Here is an 18,476-nt window from a genome sequence, read left to right as displayed (position 1 = left end):
AGTATGCATGCCCCGAGTACTCACCCCCCGGATCATGGCCCTGGAGAGGACCAGCGAGTATGCGACGACCGTGGCTCGGATTGAGCGCGCTACCACTGAGCCTGATTCTGCTGACCGCCTGTACCCAGCCCGCCGAACGCGGCAGCTTCGAGAGCCTCTCCATCGCGAGTGGCACCACGGGCGGGGTCTACTATCCCATCGCCGGAGCGATCTCCCAGATCGTCGGTTCGGAGGTCGAGGGTGTCGGCGCCACGGCCGAGGCCACCGCCGCCTCGGTGGAGAACCTGCGCCTCCTCGGCGCCGGGGCCAGCGAGCTCGCCGTCGTCCAGGGCGACTCCGCTTACCAGGCCGACAATGGGGAGGGCGAGTTCGCCGAGCAGCCGGTCGAGAACCGCGCGTTGGTGGTGCTGTACCCGAACGTGTACCACAACGTGTCCCTCCAATCGATCGACGACCGGCTCGAACTCGACTGCTTCTCCGACGTCCGGGGCCGCCGGTTCTCCGTGGGCGCGCCGGGCAGCGGCAACGAGCTGACCACCAGCCTGGTGTTCGAGGACCTGGGCATGGACTTCGACGACATCGACGTGCAGCGCTACGCCTACGCCGAGACCGCCCGGGCGCTGCGCGAGGGCCAGCTGGACGCCGGTTCGTGGGTGGTCGGCGAGGGCCACGGCAGCCTGCGCGAACTGGAGGCCACCGACCCCCTGCACCTGATCCCGCTGTGCGGCGACGAGGTGGACGCCGTGGTCGAGGATCACCCCTTCTACACGTCGCACATCATCGAGGGGGACACCTACTCCACGGTCTCCCGTGACGTGCGGACCCTGGCGGTGTGGAACATCCTCACCGTCCGGCCCGACTTCCCTGACGCCCTCGCCTACCGGCTGGTGAAGGCCGTCTACGAGAACGCCGAGGCGGTGAACCAGGTGTACCAGCCCGGAGCCGAGTACCTGGTCCCCGAGACGCTGCGGAAGAGCCCGGTACCGCTGCACCCGGGGGCGCTGCGGTACGCCGAGGAGGCCGGCGTGGACATCCCGCTGAAGCTGCACGGCTGAAGGTCCGGCGGGCCACCGTGACGCGCCACCGAAGACCGGGCACCGGCCGGGCCGCTGCCGCCGGGGCCACCGGACTCCTCGTTCTGGTGGCCCTCCTGTGGCCGGTCTGGCCGGCCCTGACGCTGGAGGGGCCGGCCGGACCCCTCGGGGATCTGCCGCTCGATGGGCGACGGTGCTTCGGCCTCACCTTCGTGCATTCCGTCGACGGACTGCCCATCGAGGACCGCTACCAGGTCCGCTCCGGGCGGATCGTGCAGGAGTCGACCCTGCTGGCGCAGTTCGGCGCCGGGACGGGACACATCCCCGGGGTCGGCACCGGCCGGGCGGTCGGTGAGCGGTGGAAGGTGAGCGGGCTCGACCGGGACATCGGCGAGCTGCGGATCCGCGTCGGCTCCCCGCCTGCCGACCACCGGCTGGTGCACCCCGGCGGCGTGCTCGCTCTGTCGGACTGCTGGGCTGGTGAGGCGGTGGTGGTCCGAGCGGCCCGGATCTCGACCCTGCGACGCGCCATCGCGGCGATCGCTCCGGCCGATTGCCCACCCCCGCAGACGTGAGGAGTCGACAGCCCACATGAGCGACCAGCACCTGGACGGAGCGGACCGAGCCGCGGAGCGCGGGGACGCCGAGGGCGCGTCTCCGGAGAGATTCACCCGTCCGCTGCGATCGGTGGCGGGGACGGAGACGCGCGGACATCGCGAGCCGCCGCTATGGCGGCGGCTGGCGGCGGAGCGCTGGGGCGAGGGGCCGGTCGCCGGTGTGATGGCGGCGGTGATCCTGATCCTCGCGATCGCCCTCGGCGGGTACCAGATCTACACGGCTCTCGTCATCGATTTGGATGCCTACCTGCAGCGCGTGCTGCATCTGATGTTCGTTCTGGTCCTGGTGTTCCTGGTGTGCCCGGCCGGGAAGCGCCGGTGGACGCGTGCGCTGCCGATGGCCGCCGTCGACCTGGTGTTCGTCGTGCTGGCGGCCGTGGTCGGCGTCTATCCGGTGCTGTTCTACGGCGACATCGTGGGGCGCGTCGGCACCCCGAGCGCCGCGGATCTGACCATGGGGATCGTGGCGATCCTGCTCCTGCTGGAGGCGTGTCGGCGTGTCATCGGCCCGTTCATGTCGGTGCTGGCGATGGTGTTCGTGGCCTACGCGTGGCTCGGCCCGCTGCTGCCGGACACGATCGCCCACCGCGGCTACACCTACCAGCGCATCGTCTACCACACCTACCTGTTCCAGGAGGGGATCTACGGGCTGGCGCTGGGTATCGCCGCAACGTTCGTGTTCGTCTTCATTCTCTTCGGCGCGTTGCTGCTGAAGACGGGCGGAGGAGACTTCTTCGTCGGCCTGGCCTACTGCCTGACCGGCCGGCACGCGGGCGGCCCGGCCAAGGGGGCGGTGGTGGGCAGCGCGCTCATGGGCTCGGTCTCCGGTAGCGCCATCGCCAATACGGTGGCCACGGGCGCGTTCACCATCCCGTTGATGCGACGGGTGGGCTACCGCCGCCACGAGGCGGCGGGCGTCGAGGCCGCGGCGTCGACCGGCGGACAGCTCCTCCCGCCGATCATGGGCGCCGGGGCCTTCGTGATGGCGGAGCTGGCGCGGGTGCCCTACGCCGACATCCTCAAGGTGGCGGTCGTCCCGGCGCTGATGTACTTCGGGGCGCTCTTCCTCTTCGTGCACATCCTGGCCCGCAAGCACGGCATCGGCGGGCTCCCGGCCGAGGAGATGCCGCGGCTGCGCACGGTCCTGGCGTCGGGTTACCACTTCCTCGCCCCGCTCCTGCTGCTCATCACCCTGCTGCTGATGTATGTCACCCCCCTGCGGGCGGGGCTGTACGCGACCGCCACGCTGTTCCTCGTGGCGATGCTGCGCGCGGGCAGCAGACTGGGGCTGCGGGACCTCGCCGAGGTGTTCGTGATCGCGGCCCGCAACACCCTGGGGGTGTCGGTCGCGACGGCCGTCGCGGGGATCATCGTCGGCGTCGTCGGGCTCACCGGACTGGGCCTGAAGTTGTCGGCCCTCATGCTCGACGCGGCCGACGGGCGGCTGCTGCTGACCCTGGTGATGGTGGCGCTGGCCTCGCTCATTCTCGGACTGGGGCTTCCGGTGACGGCGTCCTACATCGTGCTGATCGTCCTGGCCGGTCCAGCCCTGATCGAACTGGGCCTCCCGCTGATCGTCGCGCACATGATCGTCTACTGGTACAGCCAGGACTCCAACGTCACACCCCCGGTGGCGCTGGCGGCGTTCTCGGCGGCGGGCATCGCCGGATCCGACCCCATGCGCACCGGACTGACCGCCTGGAAGTTCGCCAAGGGCATCTACCTGATCCCACTCCTCATGGCCTACTCGCCGCTCCTTTTGAACGGCACCCCGGCCGAGGTCGCGATGGCCGTCCTCAGCGGTTGCTTCGCCCTGTTCGCCGCCGCCGTGGCCCTGGAGGGCTTCCTGGTCCGCCGCACCCTTCTCACCGAACGCCTCGTGCTTCTGGCTGCGACGGTGCTGATCCTCGTCCCTGGCCTGTGGCCGGATCTGGCCGGGATGGCCCTCGTTACGGCGGTGATCGCCGCCCAGGTGCTCCTGCGCAAGAGCGAGCGGCCCACCCTGACGGCGCCGACGAGATAGGCGATGGCGCACCGCCGCCCCGCGGAGGCGGGGTCAGGCCAGGGACTTGTAGTAGTAGGTGGTGGGACGCAGGACCCCGGCGGGGTCGGCGGCGAAGTCGGGGATGGTGCCGACCCGCGTCCACCCGGTCGCCGCGTAGAGCCGCTCGGCGGCACTGCCGGTCTCGGTGTCGAGGACCAGAAGGGTCGACCCCGCGTCGGCCGCGGCCGCTTCGGCGGTGGCCAGCAGCGCCCGGCCGACGCCAATGCCCCGAGCCGCCCGTTCCACCATCAGTTTGGCGACCTCGGCGCGGTGGCGGTGGGTGGGCATCCGGCCCTGGCGCAGCTGGACGGTTCCCACGATCCGGTCACCGGACCGGGCCGCCCAGACCGCCAGCGCCCCATCGGCCACGTCCGGTGCGAGCCCTTCCCACCAGGCCGTGGCCTCGGCCAGGTCGATCGATCCGGTAAAGCCCACCGAGGCACCGCTGGCGACCGTGTCCACAAGGACGGCCGCCAATTCCTTCGCGCATCCGAGCAGTTCCTCGGACGACAACCGCACGATCTCCGCCATGGCCCCACTCCCTGTTGTCCGTGTCGACGGCCAGGGAGCATTATGCGGGCGGCGCTCACGCCGCGGCCCGCCGGGGTCGGGTGGACCGGGGGACCACTCCGCGGTGAAAGCCCCGTCCCCTTCCCGCTGGCGGTCAGGGGCCGGGGGCCTCGAACCTGTCCGTCCTTGGCCGACCCATCGGCGTGATCACCGCTGGGGCGCCCGTGGCCGCTCCCAGCGCCGGGGTCCGCCCGCGTGGGTCTCAGCCGACGCGCACCAGCATCTTGCCGACGTTGGCGCCGCGCAGCATGTCCAGGAAGGCGTCGCGCGCCTGGTCGATGCCCTCGACTACTGTCTCGTCGTAGAGCAGGTCGCCCTTGGCCAGCCACTCCCCGACTTCGGCGGCGAAGGCGTCGAAGCGGTGGTAGTGGTCGCCGACGATGTACCCGCGCAGGGTGAGGCGCTTGCCGACAGCCAGGAAGAGGTTGCGCGGTGCCGACTCGGGCTCGGTGGCGTTGTACATGGAGATCATGCCGCACAGCGCGGCGCGGCCGCCCTCGTTGAAGGCGTTCAGCGCGGCCTCTAGGTGCTCTCCGCCCACGTTGTCGAAGTACACGTCGATGCCCTCGGGTGCGGCCTGGGCGAGCTGCTTGGAGACGTTGCCGTCCTTGTAGTTGAACGCCGCGTCAAAGCCGTACTTGCCGGTCAGCAGGTCGACCTTCTCCTTCGACCCGGCAGATCCGATGACGCGCTTGGCGCCCTTGAGCCGGGCGATCTGGCCGACGATGGATCCCACGGCTCCGGCGGCGCCGGAGACGAAGACAGTGTCGCCCTCCCTGAACTCGGCGATGTCGAGCAGCCCGACGTAGGCGGTGAGCCCGGTCATGCCGAGCACGTGCAGGAAGACCGACTCGGGGACGCCCGGCACCTTGGACACCTTGTGGAAGTCGGAGGCCGGGCCTTGGGCGAGGGTGCGCCAGCCACCGAAGTGCAGCACTGTGTCGCCGACCGCCAGGTCATCGGAGCGGGAGTCGACGACCGTGCCGACCGCGCCGCCCTCCATCGCCTTGTTCAGCTGGAACGGCGGGGTGTAGGACTTGACGTCGTTCATCCGCCCCCGCATGTAGGGGTCCACGGAGATGTAGGTGTTGCGCACCCGCACCTCGCCGGGGCCCAGATCGGGCAGTTCGCGCTCGACGAGTTGGAAGTCCTCGTTCTTCGGCCACCCCACGGGACGGGCGGCGAGCTGCCACTCGCGGGTGGTCGATGCGGCCGAGGCTGCGTTCGTGGACATGTGTCCTCCAGATTGGTGATCGGGCGGCGGACCCGGCGGTCCGGCGCTGGCAACGTGCCGTGCCGACGCCGACCGGACGGCATCATCCCGCGTCAACGTCGACACTCGGACGATCATTCCCGAATGCCATTAGATTTTTATTGAGCGTGTTTCAACATGCCTGGTTAGACTGGTCCCGATGAACGATCAGACCGGGCGGCGCCGCCGCCCCAGCAAGGGCGACCAGCGCGAGGAGGCGATCCTCGCCAGCGCGCGGACGCTGTTGTGCGAGCGCCCGATGAGCAAGATCACCGTCGCGCAGATCGCCGAGGGCGCCGGGATCACCGCCCCGACCTTCTACTTCTATTTCGCCACCAAGACCGATGTGCTGGTCGCCCTGCTCGACCAGGTCGCCGAGCGGGTACGCGACGAACTGTCGGGGTGGCTGGAGAGCGAGGACGGCACGGGGGCCGGGGCTGAGGAGGCGCTGCGCCAGGCGCTGACCACCAACGCCTACCTGTGGGCCGAGCAGGGAGCGCTGCTCCGCGAGGTCTTCGTCTGCCCGGACAACGACCCGCGGCTGGCCTCCTTCCGCGACCGGGTCAGCGAGCACCTGATCACAGCGCTCGGGCGGCGCATCGAGCGGGACCGTGAGGTGGGCCGCGCCCTGGCCGGGCCGCCGGAGGCGGCCGACCTCGCGCGCACGCTGGTGGAGATGACGTTCGCGGTGTTCTCGGCTGCCTCGCGACGCGACGACCCCGCGCTGCGCGACGGCCGCCTGGTGGAGACGCTCGCGGCGGTCGTCATGCGCTCGGTGTACGGGGCGGCGCCCCGCACCGGGGTCTGATGCGGCGGGGCGCGGGAGCGGCGGAACCCGCGCCTGGTCCCCGCGGTGGCGGACCGCGGTCTGCTCCTGTTCCCCCACGCCTCGCGGCCGGGTGCCGGTGCGCATCTCAGCGGACCTCGTCGACGTCGTTCTCCAGGCCGTACTCGGCGACGTAGGTGTCGAGGGAGCCGTCGCGCAGGGCGTCGAAGACGTCCCGCTTCACCGCCTCGTCCAGGTAGGCGACATTCTTCCCGTCGATCCAGTCGGTGCCGCTGATGGGCAGGCTGAGGAACGTCATCCCTTCGGGGCCGACCTCCAGGAGGCGCGCCCCCATCGCGCGCAGCGTGGTCATGCCCGCGCCCTCGTCCACGGCCAGGGACCCGCTGGCGGCCTCCAGGAAGGCGTCGAGCCGGACGGGGTCGGTCCGCAGCTCGGCACTGGACACCTTGGTGGCCATCGCCTTGAGGAAGGCCTGCTGGCGTTTGATCCGGTCGCGGTCGCCGCTGGGCAGCCCCTTGCGTTCGCGGACGAAGCGGAGCGCCTCCTCGCCGTTCATCCGGTTGGTCCCGGCCGGCCAGGACCAGCCGTTGCTCGGGTCGTGGACCGGTTCGACCAGGTGCACTTCGACACCGCCGAGGGCGTCGGTCATCCGCTCGAACCCCTGGAAGTCGATCACCGCGACGTGATCGATGATCACCCCCGTCTCCCGTTCGACCGTCTCCACGAGCAGTCGGGCGCCGCCGCGCCGGAAGGCGTTGGAGATCCGGTCGGGGCCGTGGCCGGGGACGTCCACCCAGGCGTCACGGGGGATGGAGATGAGGTGGGCGCGGTCCGCGCCCTGGGGAGCGTGCAGCACGATGATCGTGTCGGCGTGGGACTCGCCGGCCCGCCAGTTCTCCGCTGTGGAGTCGCCGCGCAGGTCGGACCCGACCAGCAGCCAGACCTCCCCCGGATCGCCGCTCCTTGCCATGCGCCCGGAGGGGAGGGCGTCCGGGATCCGGTCGATGTTGCCGTCGAGGGTGAGGAGCCGCCAGAGCCCCACCGCAACCACCGCACCGCCCAGCAGGGCGATCGTGGCCAGGACCACCACGACGATGCGGAACCCTCGCCTCCACAGCATCTCCATGCGGGATCCCCGATCCGTGCGACGTGCGATTGCCCTTCCCGATGACGGGGCTTTTCTCACATCCGTCCCGTGTTCCGGGCGGCGACCAGACGTACGCATAGCGCTACCTGACGTCTATACCCACACCACCCCCGCCCCATCGCCCCCACCGGCTCCTCCCGTCAGGTAACCCGTGAGACCCCTGATCAAGTTGTCCGCATTCGGCCACTTGTTTGAACTATGACTTTTGTCAGTTCCACCGTTCCCACCCGGGTTTCTAGGGTCGTCGCCGTTATGCCGGCTTCGGCCCGCTGTCCCCCGCAGCGACAGCAGGGCCTCCCCCACCCCCGAAAGGCAGCCTGTGAAACGAGGCAGAACACGAGGCGGTCGCGTCCTTACCGCTGTGAGCATGCTCGGCGCCGCCGCACTGACCGGCGTCCTCGTGTCGGCGCCGCCCGCGGCGGCCGACGCGGTCGCCCCCGACCTCGCGCGCTTCTATGACCAGGAACCCACCTGGAAGCCCTGCACCGGACCCGGGCTCGACGGCCTGGAGTGCGCCAAGATCGTCGTCCCCATGGACTATGACACCCCCCGCGGCGAGAAGATCCGCGTCGCCATCTCCCGGCACAAAGCCGCCGACCGCGACCACCGCCGCGGCATCCTGCTCGTTAACCCCGGCGGCCCGGGCGGCAGCGGGCTGGGGTTGCCCAGCTACCTGGGCAGGCAGAAGATCGGCGAGGTCTACGACCTCATCGGCTTCGACCCGCGCGGCGTCGGGCAGTCGACCCAGCTCCGGTGCACCGAGCCCGACCTCGACGACCTCGACCTCCCCACCCGGCCGACCAGCGCCGAGCTGCACAACTACACCGAGTGGGCGCGCCGCACGGAGGAGGGCTGCGACCGCACGGCCGGATCGCTGCGCCCCCACATCACCACCGCCAACACCGCGCGCGACATGGACGTCATCCGCGGCGTACTCGGCGAGAAGAAGGCCAACTACCTCGGCTACTCGTACGGCACCTACCTCGGCGCCGTCTACGGCAGCCTCTTCCCCGAGCGCCTGGACCGCAGCGTCCTCGACTCCTCGATCCACCCCGACCGCGTCTGGCGCGGCACCTGGCTGGCCATGGCCCGCGCGCACACGGAGAACGTGGAGCGCTTCACCGAGTGGGCCGCGGACCACGATGCCGAGCTCGGCCTCGGCGACACCCCCGAGGCCGTGTTCCAGACGATGGAGGACGTGGCCCAGCGGCTGCACGAGAATCCCGTCGACGGCTTCGACCGCTCCTCCTTCGACCAAACCGTCTTCGCGCTCAACCGGAACCAGGGCGGCTGGGACGTCCTCGCCGGGGTCATCAGCAGCTTCCGCGAGGGAGACAGCGCTGAGGCCAAGGAGGCGGCGCGGGCGGGTTCGCTGCGCATCGCCGCCGACCGCGCCCGTCTGGCGGACGGCGGCTCCTCCACGTTCACCACCATCCGCTGCGAGGCCGACTGGCCGAAGGGGATCGGCGGATACTACGCCGACATGCGGGAGTACACCGGCAAGTACGCCTACGGGCTCGGCGGGGCCCTCTCCGCGCCCGACCCCTGCACCTTCCGCTCCTACACGCCCGATGAGAAGCCGGTGGAGCTCAAGCGCGACGGCTACCCGACCGGCATCGTCGTCCAGGGCCACTACGACACCCAGACCGCCTGGGCGGGCGGACCGGCAATGGCCAAGCGGCTGCGCGACAGCCTCATCATCGTCGAGAACGACAGCAACCACGGCTACTACGGCGGCCCGGACTACGACTGCGTCACCGAGCAGATCGACGACTACCTCATCGACGGCATCCTGCCCGGAAGCGCCACCACCTGCCCCGGCAAGCCCCTGCCCGACCTGACGGCGGCCGACGCCGCCGACGAGGACAACCTCACCGAGAAGGTGCGGGAGCAGATCGACGAAGAGGAAGAGCAGCCCGCTCCGGCGGTCCCCGCTCCGGTTCCCGCCACCTAGCGTCCGATCCCCAGCGCGGGGCGGCGGGGCAGAGGGGCCCCGCCGCCCCGAGGCGCGGGCCCCGAGACCAGCAAGGGAAAGCCGTCCCGTGGGACGATGCCCGCTCCGATTCCCGTGACCTGGCTGATCAGCGGCGCGGGCGGGGTGTCCCGCCCGCGCCCCGCGTGTCACCGGGCACGGGGCACGCGCAGCGTCACGATCTCGAAGGGGCGCAGCGCGAGCCGGACCCCCGCGGCGGTCTCCTCCGGCTCCGGTGCGTCGGCCAGCCGCCGCTCCAGCAGGTCGACGCGGGTGACCCGGCCCGCGTCGAAGCCGAAGGCGACCTCGGCGCGGGCGCGGGCCCCCCGGGACTCGTACATCCGCACCACAACGTCGCCGGAGTGGTCCTCGGCCAGCTTCACCGCTTCCACCACCACGCCCGGATGGTCCACGGCGACCAGCGGCGACACGTCGCCGTCCCCCGGCACCACGCGCTCGGGCAGGTTGATCCGGTACCCCTCGCGCACGGCGTCGCCCACCTCGGCGCCGGGGACCAGCGCGTAGGAGAAGCGGTGCACGCCGTGATCGGTCCTGGGATCGGGGAACCGCGGCGCGCGCAGCAGGGACAGCCGGACGGTGGTGGTCGTCCCGCCGTCGGACCGAACGTCGCGGGTCACGTCGTGGCCGTAGGTGGAGTCGTTGACCACCGCGTGGCCGTAGCCGGGTTCGCCGACGTGGATCCAGCGGTGCGCGCACGTCTCGAACTTCGCGGCGTCCCACGAGGTGTTGGTGTGCGTCGGGCGGCGGACGTGCCCGAACTGGATCTCCGAGGCCGCGTCATCGGCCCGGACGTCCAGCGGGAAGGCCGCCTTGAGGAACGTCTCGGTCTCGCGCCAGTCGACTTCGGCGGCGATATCGAGCCGCTTCGCCCCGGGCCGCAGCGTCAGCGTCTGGGTGAGCGCAGAGGACCCGAAGCTCCGGCGCACCCGCACCTCCACGCCGCCGTCCGCGGCCCGGCCCGCCGTCACCTCGTCGGCGTCAACCAGGTCCACCACGGTGTTGCGGTAGAAGGAGTCGACGTCCCAGGCGTCCCACATGTTGGGGAAGTCCGGGTGGAGCTGGAGCAGATTCCCGCGCGCACCGGGGGCCAGGGCCTCCCGCCCCTCCCGCAGGTCGAGCACGGACGCCACCAGGCCGTCGGCGTCGATGACCACCCGGATCAGGCCGTTGCTGAGCACATGGGCCCCGCCCTCGCGGGTGTGCCGCACCTTCCCGGAAGCGGAGGTCGCGGTCCCCGCGCCGAGCGCGGGAACCCCGTTGCGCGCGTGCGGGGCGGCGTTGAACACGACGCGGGGGCCCTCCGCGTCCCCAGCGTCCGGCGGCGCTCCGGCCAGGGCGCGCTGGGCAGTCTCGATAACCTCGGTGAGCTGGGCGGCCACGGCAGCGTAGGTGGCCGCGGCCTCGCGGTGCACCCAGGCGATCGACGTGCCCGGGAGGATGTCGTGGAACTGGTGCAGCAAGACGGTGCGCCACACCCGGTCCAACCGCTCGTAAGGGTAGTCGAGGCCGGTGCGGACCGCCGCCGTCGCCGACCACAGCTCGGCCTCCCGCAGCAGGTGCTCGCTGCGCCGGTTGCCCCGCTTGGTGGCGGCCTGGCTGGTGTAGGTGGCGCGGTGCAGCTCCAGGTAGAGCTCGCCGAGCCAGACCGGCGCGTCGGCGTACTCCTGGCGCGCCCGGGCGAAGAAGTCGGACGGCCGCTCGATCTCCACCCTCGGCGACCCTTCGAGGTCGCGCAGGCGCTCGGCGCGGGCCAGCATCTCGCGGGTCGGGCCGCCCCCGCCGTCGCCCCAGCCGAAGGGGGCCAGCGACCGGGTGCCCGCGCCCTTCTCCCGGTAGTTGCGTTCGGCGTGGGCCATCTCGCGGCCGGACAGCTCGGAGTTGTAGGTGTCGACGGGCGGGAAGTGGGTGAAGACACGGGTGCCGTCGATGCCCTCCCACCAGAAGGTGTGGTGCGGGAAGGGGTTCTTCTGGTTCCAGGAGATCTTCTGGGTGAGGAACCACTCCGACCCCGAAAGCTTCACGATCTGCGGCAGGGCGGCGGAGTAGCCGAAGCTGTCGGGCAGCCACACTTCGCGGGTGTCGACCCCGAACTCCTCGGCGAAGAACCGCTTGCCATAGACGAACTGCCGGGCCAGCGCCTCGGCCCCGGGCATGTTGGTGTCGGCCTCCACCCACATGCCGCCGACGGGCACGAACCTCCCCTCCGACACCTTCTTCTTGACGCGCTCGTAGACCTCGGGGCGGTGCTCCTTGATCCACGCCAGCTGCTGGGCCTGGGACATCGCGAACAGGAACTCGGGGTGGTCATCCATCAGCGCGGTGACGTTGGCGGTGGTGCGCGCCACCTTGCGCACTGTTTCGCGCAGCGGCCACAGCCAGGCGGAGTCGATGTGCGCGTGCCCGATGGCTGAGACCCGGTGCGCGCTGGAGTGCGCGGGCGCGGCCAGCGCGGGGGCCAGCTCCTCCCGGGCGCGGGCGGCCGTCGCGCTGACGTCGTGCAGGTCGACGGCGTCGAGCGCGCGCTCCAGCGCCCGCAGCAGCTCCCAGCGGCGCGGGGCGTCGACGGGCAGCTCGCGCATGAGCTGGTCGAGTACGTCCATGTCCTGGACCAGTTCCCACACGGTCGCGTCGAAGACCGCGAGGTCCACGCCGCGCACCGCGTACAGCGGCCGGTCAGGGGCGGTGTCCCGGTCGCCGAGCTCGGTCGGGCGGAAGGGCGGTACCCCCAGGACGACGGGGTTGGCGGCGGCCTCGATGTAGTACTCGACCCGCTGGCCTCCGGCCGCCGGGGAGCCGACGCGCAGCCAGCGGTTGCGCGGGCTGAGCCCCTTCACCACGGCGCCGTCGGCCGTGTAGGCGAGGCCCTCGCACTGGAAGCCGGGCATGCGCTCGTCGAAGCCGAGGTCGATGACGGCCTCGACGGTGCGGCCCGCCCAGTCGGGCGGCACCTCGCCGCGCACCCGGAACCAGGTGGTGCCCCAGGGCGGCCCCCACGCGTCGCCCACGGACGCGGCCGTGTAGGAGGCGGACAGCCCGGCCGCGACCGGCACCGGCTCGCCGGGGGCGTCCCAGCGGGCGATCTCCATCGGGATCGCGTGGGGGTAGACGGCGGGGCGGATGCGCTCGTTGAGGACACGGGTGACGCGGTTCTCCACCAGCGTGCGGTCGTCGTGCATGTCCACCTCTCATTCTCGTTCGTCGATGCCGGTGGTCGGCCGACGCGCCGCGCTCACCAGGTGTAGCGCAGCACCGCCGGGGCGGAGCGCCGATAGTCGTCGCCGACGGCGTTGATCTCCAGCCGCGCCGCCCGCTCCCCGGGGTAGCGGCGGACGCCGGTCAGGTAGTGGGCGGTGCTGGCGGTGGCGCCGAACAGGACCGGGCCGTCGGGGGTGGCCTGGGCGACCTCGTAGTGGCGGGCGCTGCCCGCCGCGCACCAGCGCACGCGCAGCGTGGCCGAGCCGTCGGCGTCGGTGTGCGCCGCCTCGATGCGCGGGGCGCGAGGGCGTCCGGGCGGCTGTTGGGCGCGCGGCGCCAGGCGGAGCCGCCCCAGCCGCCATCGCGTGCCCTCGCCTTCGCTGTTCGACCGCAGCCGGACCCCGAGCGCACGCAGGGTGCGGCCGGGGCCGCCCGGGAGCGGGAAGGTGCTGCGGGACCAGGACGTGCCCGGAATGGGTTCGACGGGGGCGGTGAGGTACGCGTATGGCGGTGCCTCGCCCGGACGCGCGGGGTCGGCCCAGGCGACGGCCAGTTCGACCGTCGTCCCCGCGTCGCCGTCGTGCACGAGTTCCACAACCGTGTCCGTACCCGCCGCGATGACCGATCGGACGGGATAGAGGTCGATTTCCGCGGGTGCCGCGGTGATCCCGGCGCAGAGCAGGGAGTTTCCGCCGTGGAAGGGCGTATCGAAGTCGAAGTCGACCGTGGCGCTGGTACCGTCGCCGCGGCGTACCCAGCGCCGGGGCGGAAGGACGTCCTGCACGCCCAGGTGGTGCCACGCCCGGTCGGAGACGATCCGCCCCTCGACGGCGTACCGGAGTCCGTGGCCGGTGTTGAAGACGGTGCCGAAAGGCGCCACCACGGCGGCACAGCGGTCGGCCACGTGTGCGGAGACTCCGGGCCACCGGGCGGAGGGGGCCGGGGCGCTCGGGTCGCCGGAGGGCCCGGTCCAGAACCGGTCGTCGCGCCGGTGGAACTCCCCCGGCGGCGCGGATTCGGGCGTCGACGTGTGGGTCCACTCCGGCCGGTAGAAGCCGATCGACGTGACACCGGCCGGGTCGGCGGCGAAGAGGGCGTCCCAGTCGACCGGCGTGCGGTAGCCGCGCGCTTCGACGTCGACGCCCGCCCACAGCTCGTGCGGGTCGCGGTCGAGGCGGGTGGCACGGGCGGCGGAGTCGGCGAGCCCGTCGGCGGTCCAGTCGAAGTTGAGGAACATGGTGTGCGCCACCGGCGTCCCGGCGTCGTGGAAGAACGGCTCGTTGGCGTCGTTCAGCCGGTTCTGCCAGGCGATGGTCCCGCTGGTGGTCATGGAGTCGTACCAGCAGACGCGGAGCGCCGAGGCGGCCCGCATGTGACGGAGGAAGCCGCGCACGGCGTCGGCCAGGGCGGTGTCGCCCCCGCTGGTCTCGGCGTTGATGAACCAGCCGTCGAAGCCGCAGACCCGCGCCACCTCCACGAGCTTGTCGGCGACGGGGTACCGGCCGGTGGCGTCGTCGCGGCGCACCAGATCGCGGGTCCAGCGAAGGTCACCGCCGTAGGCGGTTGGCGGTAGGAACACGGTGCCCAGGACCGGGACCCCGTTGCGGTGCGCGGCGTCGACCACGGGGGCGTTGGGTGCCAGGATCAGCCCCTCGGACGCGGATCCGCCCCAGAACACCAGCTCCTCCAGGTAGGACCAGTGCGTCAGCGCATAGTAGCGGGCGCTAGACCCTCCCGCCCGTCTCCCACCGCCACCCTCGACCGAGGAGCTCCGCGTCCCCCATTCTCCCTGGCTGGGGTTGCCCGAGGTCGGAGCGAAGGACACCAGCGACTGCACGCGCGCGCCGCCCACGGGAGCGCCGGGGTGGGGCCCCACCGGTGTGCGGCGCTCGGCCAGCGGCACGGTGGCGGTGTTGTAGGGCAGGTCGGGGTCGTCCTGCGGGCGGTAGTCGAGCAGGCTCCGCCAGACAACGCCCTCGTCGGGTTGCCCGTGGGGCACGGAGTCGGGGAACCAGTAGGCGGCCTCGGGCCGCGCGGCGCCGCCAGCCCCGCTGCGCGGCGGGGCGCCGGCCGGTGAGGAGGCCGCCGCCGGACGGCGGCCGAGGGCCGTGGCCGAGACCGCGGCGGCCAGCGCGATGAGTGTGCCGGCGGCGATCACGCAGCGGCGGGTGGGGCGGGCGGGGTCATGGGGGATGTCCACGGCGGGTTCCTCCTGTGTATCAGGGCAGGACCTCATCGGGGGTGACCACCTCGGTGATGCCGCGCGAGCGGAGGTGGTCGGGGTCGGCGGCGCGGTCGGCGCGGACCAGGGCGGGGCGGGCGCCGCCGTCGGCCAGCCGCGCCCAGGCCTCGAAGACCGGGCCGCCGGGCGCGCACGTGTAGCGGCGCGGCGCGGTCGCCGGGTCGCCGGGGTCGAAGGCGAGGGCGAGGCCGCGCGGCGCGGGGGCCGGCGGGTGGGAGCGCAGCTCCTCCACGATTCGGGCCAGTCGGCGCCCCGCCGGTTTGACCTCGCGGTCGACGGTCAGCAGGCCGAGGTCGTACTCCAGCTCCGGGAAGTCGGCCAGGGCGCGGTCGACGTCGTGCGAGCACCACCAGGTCACTCCCCACACGTTGGCGCAGGTGGCGACGTTGCGCACGGTGGCCTCGGCGAAGTGGGCGGCCGACCGTGGCGGGACGTGCGGCCGGGGCGCGCCCACCTCCTGGAGCCAGACCGGACGTCGCGGGTCCGGGGCCCAGGCAGTGGCCAGCTCCACCAGGTATTCGGCGTGGTGCAGGGTGGCCGCGCCGGTGGGGCCGTGCCGCTGCGCCGTCCCGTTGAACACCCACGAGTGCACGGTGGTGGCGGCGCCGCGACCCACGGCGTGCTCGGGGGTGAAGGGGTGGCCGTCGAGGTACCAGACCTTGTCGTCCTCCGCGTGCAGGTGGAGGCGGTGGGGGGCGCTGTCCTCGCACGCCTTGAGCATCCGGTCCAGCCACGCCGCGGCGCCGGAGGGGTCCACCCGGTCCGGGTCGGGGTGGGGGTCACCAGAGAACTGGTTGACCTCGTTGCCCACGGTCATGCCGAGGAAGTTGGGGCGGTCGGCCAGTGCCGCGGCGAGGGTGCGCAGGTAGGCCTCGACACCGCTGATGGCGTCGGGGTCGGTGAAGAGGTTGCGGCGCTGCCAGGTGCGGGTCCAGGCGGGGAGGAAGTCGACGCCGGACAGGTGCCCCTGCACCCCGTCGACGGCGACGTCGAGCCCGCACGCGGCGGCGGTGTCGACCAGGCGCCGCAGCTGCTCGACGGCGCTCGGCCGGATGAGCGTCCGGTTGGGCTGGAACACCGGCCACAGCGGGAAGACCCGGACGTGGTCGAGGCCAAGGGCGGCGATCGATTCCAGGTCGGCGCGGACCTCGCCGATGTCGAAGTCCAGCCAGTGGTGGAACCAGCCGCGCGTGGGCGTGTAGTTGGCCCCGAACCGCAGCGGGCCGGAGACGCGGCTGGACGGCGTCGGCTCCGCGGGCTCGGTGGTCGCGTCCGTCATCCTTTGATGGCCCCTTCGTTGACGCCGCGGAAGAAGTAGCGCTGCAGGGTGAGGAAGAGCAGGATCAGCGGTGCGACGGCGATGATGGTGCCCGCGGCGATGAGCCGCTGGTCGCCGACGAACGTCCCCTTGAGGTAGTTCAGGCCGATGGTGAGCGTGTAGTTGTCGGGGTCGCTGAGCACGATCAGCGGCCACAGGAAATCGTCCCAGGCCCCCATGAACGCGAAGATCGCGACGACCGCGATCGTCCCCTTGACCGAGGGAAGCGCGACCCGGGTGAAGCGCTGCCAGGCGTTAGCGCCGTCGATCACCGCGGCCTCGTCGATCTGCGTGGACTGCGCGAGGAAGGCGTTGTACATGAGCAGCACGTTCAGCGCGCCGACCATGCCGGGCAGCACGACCGCGATGAGGGTGTCGTTGAGATGGACCGACCGCATCATCAGGAACTGGGCGACCATGATGGCCTCGCCGGGGACCAGCAGCGCCAGGATGAAGACGCCGAGGGCGGCCAGGCGGCCGCGGAAGCGCAACCGGGCCAGCGCGTACCCGGCCAGTGCGGCGCCGACGACGTTGAGCACGACGGTGGCCAGCGCGACGCGCACGGAGTTCCACACGTATCCCCACACCGGCAGCACCTCGCCGACGCGGACGAAATTGCCCAGGGTGGGGTCATCGGGCACGAAGCGCGGCGGGCTGGCGTAGATGTCCTCGCCGATGCCTTTCAGCGCGGTGGACAGCTGCCACAGGAAGGGGCCAACGCTGATCGCCATGATGATCAGGAGCAGGGCGTAGCGCAGGACGGTACGGGTGCGCCGCCCCACGCGCCGCTTGGCCACCCGGCGGGATGGACGCGCTCCGGGTGGTGGGGACGACGCGGTCGGGCGGTGGATCCGGGTCCCATTCATCGGGGGTCCTTCCGGCCGGTCTGCAGGCGCAGCACGGACAGCAGCAGGCCCAGGGTGAGGCCGAACAGCACCAGGCTGAGCGCCGCACCGTAGCCGACGTGGCCGTTGAGTCCGGAGCTGACCTCGCGGATCAGCATGACCAGGGTGATGTCGCGGCCGCCCGGTCCGGCGGTGTCGCCGGACAGGATGAAGATCTCGGTGAAGACGCGGAACGCCGCGACGGCGCTGAGCGCCGAGATCAGTGTCATCGTGGTGCGCATCGCGGGCAGGGTGACGACGAAGAAGCGGCGGATGGCCCCGGCGCCGTCGACCTGGGCGGCCTCGTGGAGTTCCTCCGGGACCCGGCCGAGGGTGGCCAGGTAGATGATCATGTAGTACCCCAGCCCCTTCCAAATGGTGACGATCATGGCGCTGGCCAGCAGCAGCCACTCGTCGGTGAGGAAGGGAACGGGGTCCTTCAGCACGCCCAGGGCCTCCAGGGTGCCGTTGACCAGTCCGCGGCTGTCCAGCAGCCAGGTCCAGATCAGGCCCACCACCACGGCCGAGGCGATCACCGGCGTGTAGAAGACGGTGCGGAAGAACCCGATGCCCGGCCCCTTGTCGCGCACCAGCAGGGCCAGCAGCAGGGGGAGGAACACCAGGGGCGGTACGACACCGATCACGTACAGCGCCCCGTTGCGCAGGGCCAGCCAGAACCGGGGGTCGTCGGCCATGCGGGCGAAGTTGTCCAGGCCGGTGAAGGTACCGGGGCTGATGGTGCGGGCGTCGGTGAACGCCAGGAGGACGGTGGTGAGAAAGGGCGAGATGTTGAAGATGAGGCAGGCGGCGAGTCCCGGCAGGAGGAACAGCCAGGGCGTGGCCGCCCCCTGCAGAGGCGGCCCGGACCGCCGCGCCGAAGCGCGGCCGTTTCGGGAGCTGGACGCGTCGCGGTCCGGCCGTCGTTCCCGGAGGAGGGCGTCGGCACTCATGCGGCCCCACCTTCGTGTCCGTGGCCTGGCCAATGGCGCACGTAGCGACGCGCGAGCGGGAGGGAGGCCCCCTCGGCGATGATCATGGCAATGCTGTCGAAGGACGGCCGGAAATCGACACCATCCCCGTGATCGCGGATGGACGCGGCGAGGTGCGGAACCCGGGTCCGCTGGGCGGCCTTGTCAGCGGTCGCCCTTTCCGGCGTTCTTGGGTGAAAAGCGGCACCGAGGACGGCAGGGAGTTGAGCTCGCCGGTCCCCTGGCGGGTGCGGCCGGGCGGGGGCTCGCGGCGCTGGCTGGCCGGCTCGCTTCGCGTGAGGGGCCTTCCGCGATGCGAGAGCACCCCACTCTCGCAGGCCCCCTCCGGCGATGATCATGGCGATCATCCCGACAAACCGGACAAAACCGGGACGATTCCCATGATCATCGCGGAGAACTTGTGG

At 71.8% G+C, this 18,476-nt stretch carries 13 protein-coding genes; 5 read left to right on the top strand and 8 right to left on the bottom strand.

The features are described from left to right. The first annotated feature begins 59 nt into the window (after positions 1-59). From ABD259_RS14830 to ABD259_RS14820, 3 genes are all read left to right on the top strand, one after another. Positions 60-1,055 (top strand): TAXI family TRAP transporter solute-binding subunit, encoded by a 996-nt coding sequence (locus ABD259_RS14830; protein ID WP_344162978.1) that lies wholly within the window; start codon positions 60-62, stop codon positions 1,053-1,055. A gap of 17 nt (positions 1,056-1,072) precedes the next feature. Next, positions 1,073-1,609: a DUF1850 domain-containing protein gene (locus tag ABD259_RS14825; protein WP_344162975.1), complete on the top strand. Its 537-nt coding sequence runs from the start codon at positions 1,073-1,075 to the stop codon at positions 1,607-1,609. Positions 1,610-1,814: 205 nt separating this feature from the next. Continuing rightward, positions 1,815-3,674 (top strand): TRAP transporter permease, encoded by a 1,860-nt coding sequence (locus tag ABD259_RS14820; protein ID WP_344163179.1) that lies wholly within the window; start codon positions 1,815-1,817, stop codon positions 3,672-3,674. Between the two features lie 33 nt (positions 3,675-3,707). Here the strand turns inward: ABD259_RS14820 and ABD259_RS14815 are convergent, their stop codons facing one another. Then, entirely contained in the window at positions 3,708-4,226 is a 519-nt protein-coding gene (locus ABD259_RS14815; RefSeq protein WP_344162972.1) for a GNAT family N-acetyltransferase, read from the bottom strand. A 241-nt stretch (positions 4,227-4,467) separates the two neighbouring features. Further along, positions 4,468-5,499: an NADP-dependent oxidoreductase gene (locus ABD259_RS14810; RefSeq protein ID WP_344162969.1), complete on the bottom strand. Its 1,032-nt coding sequence runs from the start codon at positions 5,497-5,499 to the stop codon at positions 4,468-4,470. A 178-nt stretch (positions 5,500-5,677) separates the two neighbouring features. On the opposite strand from ABD259_RS14810, the gene ABD259_RS14805 reads away from it, so the two are divergent. Then, positions 5,678-6,325: a TetR/AcrR family transcriptional regulator gene (locus tag ABD259_RS14805; protein WP_344162966.1), complete on the top strand. Its 648-nt coding sequence runs from the start codon at positions 5,678-5,680 to the stop codon at positions 6,323-6,325. Positions 6,326-6,431: 106 nt separating this feature from the next. Here the strand turns inward: ABD259_RS14805 and ABD259_RS14800 are convergent, their stop codons facing one another. Beyond that, positions 6,432-7,430, bottom strand: a complete 999-nt coding sequence (locus tag ABD259_RS14800; RefSeq protein WP_344162963.1) for an LCP family protein — start codon at positions 7,428-7,430, stop codon at positions 6,432-6,434. Between the two features lie 388 nt (positions 7,431-7,818). Here ABD259_RS14800 and ABD259_RS14795 point away from each other — a divergent pair, with 388 nt between their 5' ends. Further along, positions 7,819-9,405, top strand: coding sequence for an alpha/beta fold hydrolase (locus ABD259_RS14795; protein WP_344163176.1), 1,587 nt, complete (start codon positions 7,819-7,821; stop codon positions 9,403-9,405). 167 nt (positions 9,406-9,572) lie between these two features. Here ABD259_RS14795 and ABD259_RS14790 read toward each other — a convergent pair whose 3' ends face one another. From ABD259_RS14790 to ABD259_RS14770, 5 genes are read right to left on the bottom strand one after another with little or no spacing between them, the layout of a single operon-like run. Then, positions 9,573-12,620 (bottom strand): alpha-mannosidase, encoded by a 3,048-nt coding sequence (locus tag ABD259_RS14790; RefSeq protein ID WP_344162960.1) that lies wholly within the window; start codon positions 12,618-12,620, stop codon positions 9,573-9,575. A gap of 53 nt (positions 12,621-12,673) precedes the next feature. Beyond that, positions 12,674-14,839: an endo-beta-N-acetylglucosaminidase gene (locus tag ABD259_RS14785; RefSeq protein ID WP_344162957.1), complete on the bottom strand. Its 2,166-nt coding sequence runs from the start codon at positions 14,837-14,839 to the stop codon at positions 12,674-12,676. A 19-nt stretch (positions 14,840-14,858) separates the two neighbouring features. Continuing rightward, positions 14,859-16,160 (bottom strand): glycoside hydrolase 5 family protein, encoded by a 1,302-nt coding sequence (locus tag ABD259_RS14780; RefSeq protein ID WP_344162954.1) that lies wholly within the window; start codon positions 16,158-16,160, stop codon positions 14,859-14,861. Beyond that, positions 16,157-17,065, bottom strand: a complete 909-nt coding sequence (locus ABD259_RS14775; protein ID WP_344102881.1) for a carbohydrate ABC transporter permease — start codon at positions 17,063-17,065, stop codon at positions 16,157-16,159. The genes ABD259_RS14780 and ABD259_RS14775 overlap by 4 nt, the downstream gene beginning before the upstream one ends. Continuing rightward, positions 17,062-18,033 (bottom strand): carbohydrate ABC transporter permease, encoded by a 972-nt coding sequence (locus tag ABD259_RS14770; protein ID WP_344162951.1) that lies wholly within the window; start codon positions 18,031-18,033, stop codon positions 17,062-17,064. The genes ABD259_RS14775 and ABD259_RS14770 overlap by 4 nt, the downstream gene beginning before the upstream one ends. Positions 18,034-18,476 lie beyond the last annotated feature (443 nt).

Origin of the sequence: Nocardiopsis rhodophaea, assembly GCF_039530945.1 — a bacterium.
GTDB classification, from domain to species: Bacteria; Actinomycetota; Actinomycetes; order Streptosporangiales; family Streptosporangiaceae; genus Nocardiopsis_C; species Nocardiopsis_C rhodophaea.
This window is presented reverse-complemented; position numbering and strand designations above follow the sequence as displayed.